The organism is Variovorax robiniae, assembly GCF_037889955.1.
Taxonomy (GTDB): domain Bacteria; phylum Pseudomonadota; class Gammaproteobacteria; order Burkholderiales; family Burkholderiaceae_C; genus Variovorax; species Variovorax robiniae.
Window position 1 is genome coordinate 18,851 of the sequence record NZ_JBBKZS010000039.1, and the last position, 11,147, is coordinate 29,997.

Here is an 11,147-nt window from a genome sequence, read left to right on the forward strand (position 1 = left end):
TTCCGTCGGTGCCGAATTAACACTTTCAGCGTATTGCTTAGGTGGAAAAACATTCTTGGCGTTCGTTCGTTACGATGCGACACATGCCACAAACTTCGCCCACTCCGGGCGCCCAATACCGCGTGCGGCCCGTCGACGAGGCGGGCTTCACCACCCAACGGGTCGCCAGGCTGCAACACAATTTCCATGAGCACCCGATGCTGCAGTTGCCGGCGTTGGCACAGCTCGCGAAGTCCCTGGAACCCCTGAAGCAGTGCCGCTTCGTGCGCAAGAACATCACGCAGGGCTCCAGCTTCAAGCATGACTACCAGCACCCGGATGGGCTGAGCATCGACGAGGTGTTCGAACGCATCCACGAGCCGCATTCGTGGATCGCGCTCTACAACATCGAGGCCAATCCGGACTACGCCCGCCTGCTCGGCGAGATCGTCGACACGGTGCGTCCGCAGATCGAGCGCGAGCAGCCCGGCATCTTCCTGATCAACGGCTTCATGTTCATCTCGGCGCCACCGTCGGTCACGCCTTTCCATATCGACCGCGAGAACAACTTCTGGCTGCAACTACACGGCCGCAAGACCATGAACGTGTGGGACCACACGGACCGCGAAGTGGTCGATGCCGCCACGGTCGAGGACTTCATCGTCGACAAGACGCTGAGCAAGGTCCGCCTGAAGGAAGAGTTCCGTCCGCGCAGCCACGAGTTCGACACTGGCCCCGGCGACGGCGTCTACTTCCCGAGCCTGTCGCCGCACATGACCCGCTCGGAGCCGGACTGGGTCTCGCCGGGCAACGGGGTTTCCGTGTCGCTGGGCGTGACCTTCTACACCTCCGTCACGCGCCAGCATGCCCGTGTCTACCAGGTCAATCGCCTGCTGCGCAATGCCCTGAAGATGCAGCCGAGCGAGCCTGGCGAATCGACGGTGGTGGACAGCCTCAAGGCCAGCCTCGGCGGTCTGGTCGGCGCGGCGCACTATCGCCGCACGGGCGCCGAAGCGCCACCCGGCGTGTTCTGACCGACACCGATCCGGGGCGTCATACGGCTTTGCTTTCAATCGCAGAACAAGGCGGAGCGCCGCAGACAGTGCAGTAGCACGGCAAGGCGATCCAACGCAGTCATGCGATTGAAGGCGAAGTCGTATCAGAAGCTCGCGGCCAGCCCGAGCGAGACGCCCGACACGTTGTTCCCGAACACGTAGCGCAGCACCGCCCGCACCCGGGTGACAAAGACCTTGTGCGCGCTGGTGTCCAGCTCGAGCCCGAGGCCCACGGTGCTCAGGCGGTCGAAACCCAGGATGTCGGACTGGCTGCCCAGGTAGCGGGAGTGCGAGAACTCCAGCACATAGCGCAGGGGCCGGTCCAGCATCACCATCCCGGTGGGTGCGCGATAGCGCGCGTAGAGGTTCGCCGTGCGCGCCGAGGCGCTGCCCTGCAGCGACGGGTTGTCGACACCGTAGGTCTTCAGGCGGATGTCGGTGTAACGCAGTTCCACGTCGACCTGATAGTTCTCGCGGATGTGCTCCCAGTCCAGCATGACGGAGCCGCCAAGCCCATAGACATCGAGGCGCCCGCCATTGATGAACTCGATCTGGCGGTCGGTGACATGGTTGACATATGCCTGTGCCACCCGCAGGTCGCTGGCCACCGTGCCCAGCGAGAAATTGAAGATCGGCCTGAACGCCAGTTCGTCGGTGATCGGGAAATCCCAGCCGATGCCACCGGTGCCGCTCAGCGTGTTCCATCGCGTCGGCAAACGGCGCGATTCGGCGCCGTCGCTGGCGATGAAGACCGGGTCATAGCGGCTGTAGGCCGCCGCGCCCTCGAGATAGAGCGGCAGCGACTTGCTGACGGTGAAGCCGCCGCCCAGCTGCGTCATGAAGATGCCGTTGCTCTCGCTGCTCGCGTTCTTGATCGAGAGGTTGCTGGAGGTGAGGTCCGGCACCACCGAATACGACATCAGCGCCAGCACGCCATTGGCCTGTTCCTGCACCCTGGGTCCCAGGATGTTCAGGTTCTGCGCCCACGCAGCCGCTGGCAACCCAGCGCACGCGACCATTGCCAGGCCGCACCAGAAACGAGCAGACATGCTTGGATTGCCCTCGAGCGTTGTTGTCGGTTATCGGACCGGCATGCTAATGGCAAGGTGCATGCCAAGCCAAGACCGGCAGGCGGCGTAGCGCTATCGGTCGATCTTGCCCAACTGCACGGACAGCTCGTGCAAGGTCTGGCGCAAATCTTCCATGCGCCGCTTGCCCAGCAGCGCGGCCCATTCCCCTTCGACCGTGGCCACGCATTCCCGGATCTGTCCGATCAGGCGCCAACCCCTGTCCGTGAGGTGAACGACGCGCGTGGCCAGGTCAGGCCCGTCCCGCCGCTCGATCAAGTCCTGGTTCTCCAGACTGGCGAGCACGTAGTTCATGGCCTGGCGGGTCATGTTGCAGCGGCGCGAGAGTTCCGCCGGGCGCAGGCCGTCCGGCCCCGGAAACAGAAAGACGCGCAACTCCGTCAACGTGACCTGGAAGCCATGCGCCTGCACCGATTCGAAGATGCGGCCGACCATCACTTCGTGCGGCAGGCGCAGCAGCGAACCGATCAATGGCGTGATGACCGGCTGTTCCACGGCGCGCAGGCGACCTGCCTTCTTGACTGTTGACATTTGCGTAAAGTATTTGTACTGTCAGCGTACAGATTTTTTACGTCAGGAGTGTGCCATGAGCGATGCCGTTTCGTCCACTGAGCAGGAAGTCATCCGCGTCGGCCAGATCGAGATCCGCTACCTGCACGAGGCCGGCAGCGGACGGCAGATGGGCTGCTTTGAAATGCGTGTGCCGCCGGGTTCCAACGTGCCGCCGCCGCACAGCCATTCGGGCAACGAGGAACTGGTCTATGCGCTGGAGGGCACCCTGCGGTATTCCGTCGGTGACGAGACCCGCGACCTGAAGCCCGGCGACTCGATGACCACCCCGCGCGGCGTGGTCCATGCCTTCAGCAACCCGCATGCCGTGGAGGCGCGTGCGCTGGTCATCAACACGCCGGACATCGGCGCGGAGTACTTCCGTGAAGTCGGCGCGATCATCGGCGCCGGAGGGCCGCCGGACAGGGCGAAGCTCATGGCGACGATGCAACGCTACGGGCTGGTGCCCGCCGCGCCACCGGGCGCATGACCGGCGCGGCAACTGCGCAGTGGACAATCGGGACACCCGCTAGAATCGCGGCCGACGCGGGTGTAGTTCAATGGTAGAACGGCAGCTTCCCAAGCTTCATACGAGGGTTCGATTCCCTTCACCCGCTCCACACTTCTACAGAGGGAAACGGCCCGTTTTCAAGCCCGACAGGGGCTTACAGTCGGCAAATGGGTCAAAGCACTGTGTCAATTCGTCGGCGCTCCACTACCTTGGAGCCCGTCTTGCCTCTCCCCACTGGACTCAGCCAACGCAACGGCGTCTGGCAGCTTCGCATTGGCGTCCCCGCCGACCTTCACCACCTGTACCCGGGCGTTGACGCCTACCGAGGAAGCCTGAGAACCCGCGACCGCTCCGAGGCCGTCACGAAGGCTCATGCGCTCCATGCGCAATACCGGCTGGCATTCGACCAGCAGCGAGCCGCCGAGGCTGTCCGGCGGGCGCCGCCAGTCGTTCCCCTCACGCCAGAGCTTGAGACCTACTTGACCGCTGAGGCCCAATGGCTCCCCCTGGTGTTTGATGACGTTGTGCGCTTCACGCCGGGGGCCGTCGAGGCGCTGACGCCCGGGACGCGGTTCCTGTCGGCTGGTTCCCCTGGCCCCTTGCTGACCGGGGACGACCCCGTGAAGTGGGACCGACTACAGCAACACGCTTTGGACGAAGCCAAAACCGACCTAGCGCTCGGAAGGCTGGGCCGCATCCAACGTGCCGCCGATCTCGCCTTGCAGGGTCTGGGTGTACGCATCGACTGGACGGACGCCAAGGCCCGGCTGGCGCTCGCTCGGATTGGCCGTGCCAAGGTGCGGGCTTACCGCCAGGCCCTAGAGCGTGGTCAAGGCGAGCCCCACGACACCCCGGCGCAACCTGCGCCCCCAGTGGTCGCTGGGGCCCTGGCGCCCGAGGAGCCTGCCAAGGGCCGCACACTGGCCGATGTCCTCCAAGCATGGCAGGAGGGGAAGAAGCCGGACGCGATCAACAAGACCAAGCGAGCCTTGGCCCTCCTCAAGGCCGCCGGCATTACGTCGCCAATTCAAGCCCTCACCCGGCAGGATGGTCTCGCGTTCCGCGACCACATCAACACCACCATGGCCGGCACCAGTGGCAAGACACGCTCGGACGTCTTGGCGTCGGTGCAGGCGCTGCTCAACTTCGCCGTGAAAGAGAAGGCTTGGCTCGACGCGAACCCTTGGGCCGGCACAGCCATCGCCAAGGGGCGAGCGCAGAAGCGCGAACCATGGGACCGCGAGACGCTGACGAAGCTGCTGCACTCCCCCTTCGTAGAGGACCGTCGCGTCGATCTGGTCGCCCAGTACTGGCTCCCGCTGCTGGCCCTGATGACTGGAGCGAGACAGGCAGAACTCTGTCAACTGCGTGTCGATGACGTGATTCAACGCGATGGCGTTTGGCTGCTCGACATCAACGAGAACGGCGAGGACAAGTCGGTCAAGAGCGCTGCAGGCGAGCGATGGGTCGCGATCCACTCGAAGCTGATTGAACTCGGCTTCATTAAGCATGTCGAGGCCATGCGAACGGCAGGCGAGTCATTGGTGTTCCCGGGCATCCTGACTGCGAAGAGCCGCTCAGCCAGCCTGTACTTCTCCGACTGGTTCCGCGAGCGCTGCCAAGCCCTCGGCATCTACCAGCGCTACCGCGACTTCCACGCGCTGCGGACGACGGTAGGGACTGCACTGCGGGCCGTAGACCCGCCGCTCGGCGAGGCGTTGATTACGGCGGTCATGGGCCATGAGGCGGGCAATGTGGGTGCTGCGAACTACCACCGCCCGGCACCCAAGACGTTGCAGAGGGTCATAGAGGCACTGGACTTCCCGGCGGTCCTGGCACTCCAATGACTTCACAAAGGCCGCTTGTCCCAGCCGAGCGGGTAGTACTGTTTGATGTAGCCCAGGAAGTGCTCACCGAACGGCGTCAGGCTGTAGAGCGGGCCCTCGGGTGGACCCACGTTCGCTATGAGCCCTTGGTTCAATAGGAACGACAGGTATGTCGGAACCGAGATCGCCGGCTGGACCTGCATCAATTCCACATGCCTCTCATGGAACGGCAAGAGGTCGACCATCAAGTGGCTACCCGGCAGCGACCGCAGGTACTCAAGGGCGGCGACTTGCGTCCCAAAGATTAGGTTGAAGCAACGCTCGGCCCGCAGCGCAGCGTTGACCATGATGAAGTCACGGACGGTCGGTCCGGGATTCCGGTGGACCCACTGGGCGACCGCCTGGAGGTCCCCACCGGGCACGGGCGGGGCGAGGTTGTGGGCCTCCTCCGAAATGGTCCAGTCGATTGCATCGGGCTGGGCCTCGCCGGCAATCTGCGGCTGTGCGGGTACTTGCGCCTGCACGGCAGGCCCAGTGGGCACTGGCGCGTCCAGTGTTTCCCCTGGCCCTTCCCCAGGCAGTGGGAAGGTCACCTCGACCTTAGCAGCTTGGGCCTGCTGCTGAGCAGCCCCTAGTGTCGCCTCGACGTTCCCTGCCTTCACCTTCTCCACGCGGGCGATGAGCCGCGCCACCTCGGCCCTGAAGTACCAGACGAACATGAAGCCGCCGAGGAACGCAAGGGGCGGCTACGACAGCAACACCTTCACGTACTCCAGCAGCACCGGCCAATTCACTTCGCACATGCTTTCCCCTCCAGTCGTTGTGGGCGCGAGCGTACCGTAGGGTGTCCCGGCGGCTTGGGATTCGTGTGGCGGAATCGCGACGCCCGAGGTGGCCTGCGGCACCCGGCGGAATGGACACACGCCACATGCGCGACGGCGTCTCCGGGCGGAATCGTCACAGGACCATCGGACCATCGGGCGCATAGCCACAAGACACGGCATCACACGCACCCGCGAATCCCCGATAGTCGGAGGAATCTTTGACTGCTGGGGCCAGACCATGGACGCGGAACGCCGGTTCACCTACACGCAGCGGGTCGTCATTGAGCGCCTGCGCAAGGCCCTTTGCCGCGCTGTCCTGCGCCCGATCAACGTCACTTAGTGGACTGCCTCCGGCTGGCTGAGGGCGTCTCGTTCACCCATGCCGCCCAGGTCGCACGCCTTGCGGCGCTGCGCGTGGCTGCAATAGCGTAAGGGCCGCCGGCCCGTCGCAGGAATGCTACATCCTCTGCCTTGGCCTTGACATTCGACGACTAGGCGCACGGCCTCGCTAAGCCCGCGTAGCCGTTCAAAAAAGCATGAGTAGCCTAGGAACCGCGCTCACGAGAGCGAGTCGTAATCAAGACCCTCAACTAGGCAAGTCGCGCTGCGACAAGCCATGCAGGGTCGCGCAAAGTTGAGGCTCCATCAACACAGAGCGAGCCTCACTATGCACACGCAGACCGCCTTCACCTCTCCCCAACACGCCGCCATCGCAGCCCTGCGCCGCGAACTCGCCAAGCGCGTCAAACGCACCGTATCAGTCGACTTCGGGACCACCGATGACGGAAAGCTGTCCGATGTTGCCTTTGTCGTCGATGAGCTTCCAGAGGGCGCCTTCGGCAGGCCTGGGCCTCTTGTGTCGATCCTGACCGGGCCGAGCAATAAGGGAGAGGGCTTCGTCGTCATGGGCGCTGACGGTGCGGCCCTGGCCGAGGGGGTGTCGCTGGCACGCGCCGTGCAGTCCGCGAGGGTGGCGGCAGTCCGAAAGTACCGCGAGATGGCACGAGGGGCGCTGAAGGTCGCGTGACCAGTCGCCCTGCCCGGGGCTGCTCCTGGGGCCCTCGGTCTGCCCGAGATCGCCGGGCACAGTCCGGGAGCGCCCAGAACTCAGGCCGCAAACAACTTCGCGATGGCGGCAATCTGTGGGCCCGTGGCCTTCAAGGTCGACGACCCTTGTCGGAAGAAGCAGTTGTCCCCTACAAAGCTCGGCGCAGTCTGCTTGGGCACGTGAATACGAAGGATGGACAGCCCCTTGTACTGAACCACGTCAAGCCCAGCGCGGGCCTGAGTCTTCAGCGGCTCGGACAGATTGGCCTTTGCGAGGCTGTCCTCGAACACCTTGACGTACTTGTCGAGCGGGAGCCCCATTAGTTTCGCCTCACGATCCACACCGACAATCTGTACGTGCTCAAGCTCGATTGGGGTAATGCCATCGAGCTTGTTGATTCTCGCGGCATCGGCAGGCTTGTCGGCGATCCCAACATAGATGAAGCCGTCCGCAGCGGGCCCCAAGTTGGCAATTCCGCAGATTGTCTCGATCACGGCTTGGATACATGCTTCGTCAACAGCGCGTTTATCGTCGAGCCGCACGAAACCCTGCTTCAATTCATAACGCGAGCTTTCGGCCTTTGCTCGGCGGATCGAGTTCTCGAAGTCGAAGACCATCCCGGGCCCGTGACCCAAGGCCGAAACGTCGCCCTTCGCGAAGCAGTCAGCAACTAGCCCCTTTACGACCTTCACATTGTTGAGACGGTCGTCCGCTTTGACATGCTTTTGACCGACGTCGATGCGATCACTCAGGTTGTTTAGTACTGGCATGATCTTTTCCGGTACAGCCGGAAGGTGCCCCTGTTTCATGATGAGGTCATAGAACCCCATGAAGACGGCAAAGAACGCCTGCTTTTGTGCGTTGGAGGTGGGCTTGGAATAAACCGTCTTTCGGAAGTGAAACCGTTCGGGGCTGCTTGTCTCGATCACACTGCGGACAACCGAGAACACTTGCATTACCTCGTGCACCAAGCGGTCTCGCGGGAATGCGATCAACTGTGCATTCAACGTTTGGGACGCCTCTGACGAAGGGTCATACAAGGAGTCAAGGTACTCGCCGGATGCTTCGACTGGATGCCCACTGAGGATTGAGGCGACGATGTCGGCGATCACCTGCTCGTCCTCGCTGTCTCTCAGATGGTTGGTGCGCAGAATGCCTTGATAGCACCAGAAGATTTCTTCTGCTTTGAGCTTATACCCGTGTACGTTCTTCGTGGTCTCGATGCTGATCTCTGGCATCTCCGTAAGCGGCAACTCGTCGCGGGAGACATCGCCTCGAATCTCGGCTGCGATTTCCCTGACGACCTCTGCAAAAGGCGAAAGCACGCCGGCCTGCCGTCGCTCCTGATCGCTCAGTTGCTTGCCTCCGGAATTGATGCGACCAAACACTGTTGTGATTCTCTCCGCTACCTCGCCTGGAAAGATCGTCACCGCCAGTTGATAGTCCAAGATGTTCGCGCACGAGGCCGCGACAAGCCGAGGAACCTCTGGTTCGGCTGGAGCAAAGACGCCTTGCTCTGCCAACTGCCGCGCACGGGCAAACTCGTTCACGTCAAAGCAGGCGTCATCCACCAAGAACGAGTTCTCGATGAATCCGAACATTGCGTTGAGACGTTGCATCCCGTCGATGATTTCGTAGATGCTTTGACCGCCCTCGACTGGCTTCTCGGCCAGCAAGAACAGGGGCAGCGGGTAGCCGTTCAACACGCTGTCGATCAGGCGTTGCTTCTCCAATACGGTCCAGACCAACTTGCGTTGATACTGCCTATTGACCATTAGACGGCCCTCACGAAACCATCTATAGGCGGTTTGAACACTAATGCCCTGGGGAGTGACTGTCATCGGACCTTCTAATTTCAAGTTAGCTCCGTCGATTATGGGCTGCGCCCGCGCCTGGATCGCGCAGCGCCGCACCCAGAACGAGATGAGCGGCCCGTGGCGGAAGGGATGAACCCGGACGAAGCGCAGACCGTCACGATGAAGGGCGCGCTCGCTGAGACGTGCGTCCGCCTGGCCAAGGCCGACACCGCCCGCCTGCCGCGATTGGTCTGTGTGCTAGCTAACGGCTCGAGGCTCTGTGGACTATGTCGACCCGCGTCGCGCAATCGCTTCATCTTCAAGCTTCTGGATTCGGTGGAGCACCAAACCTCGCCAGCCCGGGAGATTCGGGTCCACCTTGTGCGTCTCGCGAACGTAGAGCTTGGCCTGAAGTTCGTACAACCGAATCGCCTCCAGCGAAGGCCCGAGCCGCCGACGTGGCGCGGCCAGCGCTTGGCGCGTATGGGACTGCTGGTGATCTGCCAGCGTCGCAGCCTTGGCTTCTGCATGCTCGGCTGCAAACTGCGCGATGAGCTGCGCCGTGTTCTCTTCGAGCATCTTGCGCTCGGCGTCGGTGAGACGCCGCCCTGCGGCCCCGCCGAAGCTCGGTGAGCCCTGAACGTCTGCGCCAAACAGCTTGGTGAAGCAATCGGACCCGAGCACTTGGAGCTTGTCCCCAACGCTTACGACGTGGATTCGCTTGTAGACGCCGTGACCGCACCCGACCGCTTGGCACCTCACCCGATCTGCCTGCGCGACTTCGACAACGGCCAAGAGCTTCCCAACGGCCTGAGAGGTTTTGGCGGCATGTTCCATGGGCCGCAATTGTCTCCCATGTCCGCATCAGACCCTTCACCCCGCCCCCTCCCTGAACCTCCGCGCCATCGAGATCGACGGCGAGCCGTGGTTTGCAGCCGCCGACGTTTGCAGCGTCCTTGACACCGCGACGCGCGACGTGCGGGCAATTGTGGATAGTGACGACATTTGCAACCGAGCGATCCCAGGTCGGCGCGGACGGGCCGCTGTGTTCGTCAACGAGTCGGGGCTTTACTGCCTGCTCCTCAAGTCGCGCAAGCCTGAGGCCCGTGACTTCAAGCGATGGGTCACCAAGGAAGTCCTCCCGGCCATCCGCCGCAACGGCGGCTAAATGACGCCCGAGGTCGCTCAGCAGGCCATCGATGACCCGGCGGTCTTCATGGCGAAGGCACTGGTGATGGCGAACGACGCCCAGACCTCCCGGATCGTCCGGGACCTGACCACCACCGCCCCCACCATGTCCTCCCGCGAACTCGCGGACCTCACCGAGAAGCTCCACGCCAACGTGAAGCGGACCATCGAAACCCTCGCCGCCAAGGGCATCGTGGCTTTTTCTCAAACTGATGAAAAGTCCACGGGAGGCCGCCCGACCACCCTGTTCCACGTCAACCAGCGCGACAGCTACGTCATCGTGGCCCAGTTGTCCCCGGAGTTCACGGCGCGTCTCGTAGACCGCTGGCAGGAACTCTAGAACGCAAGGCCGCAGCCTCGGCCTTCCGCTTCCCCCAGACCCTCGCCGAGGCCCTCCGCCTCGCTGCCGAGCAGGCCGAACAGATCGCCGTCCTCCGTTTCCACGCGCCGCCGTCTCCCGGTCACCACAGCCGGTTAAGTCCGGGCTTGACTTTCGCCAGTGTCCCAGCAGGCGCCCGCACACCGTCCGCAACTGCCCGCAGCCATTCGACAAAGCACGAGTCACGCTGAGGCCCGGACCGGATCGGCGACTCGTGCCCACGAGCCTGCGAATAGCCCTCAAGTAGGTGAGTCGCGCCACCCCTCATAAGGAAATGCAGCGCCCAGTTGTGCCTCCTCCAACCAAACTACTGCCACCGCATGCAAGCATCCACCGCCGCCGCTTTCACTCCTGCCGTCCGTGTCGTCATTGACGACCTGTGCAAGGAGTTGACCCGCCGCACCCGCCGCACCGTTACTGCCGACTATGGGCAGACCGACTGCGATCAGTTCCATGATGCCGCCCTATGCGCTGAGACTGGCCTCCTCGCCTCCTTCGTTGCCGGCCCGGGCGTCCCCGTGGGCTTCGTGATCCTGGGGCCCGATGGTGTCCCGGTGGTCGAGGGCGCGGCCTTGGGGCCTGCTGTGCGGGCTGCGCGTACTGCCGCGCTGCGTGCCCATCGGAGGAAGACGCGGAAGACCTGACGCACAAGCCGGCAACACGCCGGCACTCAGCGGGTGGGGGTGTGCGAATAAACCCACCCACAATGACGACCGTACCTCGGCACCTCTGCAGGATTACTCACCAGTCCGTAATTAAAGCGACAAAAACTTGGACTGGTGGTAATCTCTCGGTCATGAAACGAGACGGCCGCACACTCGACCATGCAACGCTCGAAGAATTTCGTTTGTTGGCGTTGCGCCGGGTTAAGGAGGGCGAGAAGCCGTCGGCCGTGGTGGCCTCG

11 protein-coding genes and 1 tRNA gene are annotated in these 11,147 nt (G+C 63.2%); 7 read left to right on the forward strand and 5 right to left on the reverse strand.

The genetic code is table 11. From position 1 onward, the window contains the following. The first annotated feature begins 83 nt into the window (after window positions 1-83). A complete protein-coding gene (locus WKW79_RS35125) occupies window positions 84-1,013 on the forward strand; it encodes a JmjC domain-containing protein (protein ID WP_340339862.1) in 930 nt (309 codons plus the stop codon). A gap of 125 nt (window positions 1,014-1,138) precedes the next feature. Here the strand turns inward: WKW79_RS35125 and WKW79_RS35130 are convergent, their stop codons facing one another. Beyond that, window positions 1,139-2,083, reverse strand: a complete 945-nt coding sequence (locus tag WKW79_RS35130) for a hypothetical protein (RefSeq protein WP_340339863.1) — start codon at window positions 2,081-2,083, stop codon at window positions 1,139-1,141. 93 nt (window positions 2,084-2,176) lie between these two features. Beyond that, a complete protein-coding gene (locus WKW79_RS35135) occupies window positions 2,177-2,653 on the reverse strand; it encodes a MarR family winged helix-turn-helix transcriptional regulator (RefSeq protein ID WP_340339864.1) in 477 nt (158 codons plus the stop codon). Window positions 2,654-2,708: 55 nt separating this feature from the next. Between WKW79_RS35135 and WKW79_RS35140 the strand changes: the two genes are divergently transcribed. The 3 genes from WKW79_RS35140 to WKW79_RS35150 all read left to right on the forward strand — a co-directional run bounded on the left by WKW79_RS35140 (window position 2,709) and on the right by WKW79_RS35150 (window position 5,029). Next, a complete protein-coding gene (locus WKW79_RS35140; protein ID WP_340339865.1) occupies window positions 2,709-3,161 on the forward strand; it encodes a cupin domain-containing protein in 453 nt (150 codons plus the stop codon). A gap of 56 nt (window positions 3,162-3,217) precedes the next feature. Beyond that, window positions 3,218-3,291: transfer RNA gene (locus tag WKW79_RS35145), tRNA-Gly, on the forward strand. Between the two features lie 112 nt (window positions 3,292-3,403). After that, window positions 3,404-5,029, forward strand: a complete 1,626-nt coding sequence (locus WKW79_RS35150; protein WP_340339866.1) for a DUF6538 domain-containing protein — start codon at window positions 3,404-3,406, stop codon at window positions 5,027-5,029. A gap of 2 nt (window positions 5,030-5,031) precedes the next feature. On the opposite strand, the gene WKW79_RS35155 is transcribed toward WKW79_RS35150, so the two are convergent. Then, a complete protein-coding gene (locus tag WKW79_RS35155) occupies window positions 5,032-5,727 on the reverse strand; it encodes a hypothetical protein (protein WP_340339867.1) in 696 nt (231 codons plus the stop codon). A 772-nt stretch (window positions 5,728-6,499) separates the two neighbouring features. Between WKW79_RS35155 and WKW79_RS35160 the strand changes: the two genes are divergently transcribed. Continuing rightward, window positions 6,500-6,859 (forward strand): hypothetical protein, encoded by a 360-nt coding sequence (locus WKW79_RS35160; RefSeq protein ID WP_340339868.1) that lies wholly within the window; start codon window positions 6,500-6,502, stop codon window positions 6,857-6,859. A gap of 80 nt (window positions 6,860-6,939) precedes the next feature. On the opposite strand, the gene WKW79_RS35165 is transcribed toward WKW79_RS35160, so the two are convergent. After that, on the reverse strand, window positions 6,940-8,721 hold the full coding sequence (locus WKW79_RS35165; RefSeq protein WP_340339869.1) for a GmrSD restriction endonuclease domain-containing protein: 1,782 nt from the start codon (window positions 8,719-8,721) through the stop codon (window positions 6,940-6,942). Window positions 8,722-8,961: 240 nt separating this feature from the next. Beyond that, window positions 8,962-9,513: a hypothetical protein gene (locus WKW79_RS35170; RefSeq protein ID WP_340339870.1), complete on the reverse strand. Its 552-nt coding sequence runs from the start codon at window positions 9,511-9,513 to the stop codon at window positions 8,962-8,964. On the opposite strand from WKW79_RS35170, the gene WKW79_RS35175 reads away from it, so the two are divergent. After that, a complete protein-coding gene (locus WKW79_RS35175; RefSeq protein WP_340339871.1) occupies window positions 9,512-9,844 on the forward strand; it encodes a BRO-N domain-containing protein in 333 nt (110 codons plus the stop codon). The genes WKW79_RS35170 and WKW79_RS35175 overlap by 2 nt on opposite strands. After that, the gene (locus tag WKW79_RS35180) at window positions 9,845-10,204 is read left to right on the forward strand and encodes a Rha family transcriptional regulator (protein WP_340339872.1); all 360 of its coding nucleotides are present in this window, start codon (window positions 9,845-9,847) and stop codon (window positions 10,202-10,204) included. Window positions 10,205-11,147 lie beyond the last annotated feature (943 nt).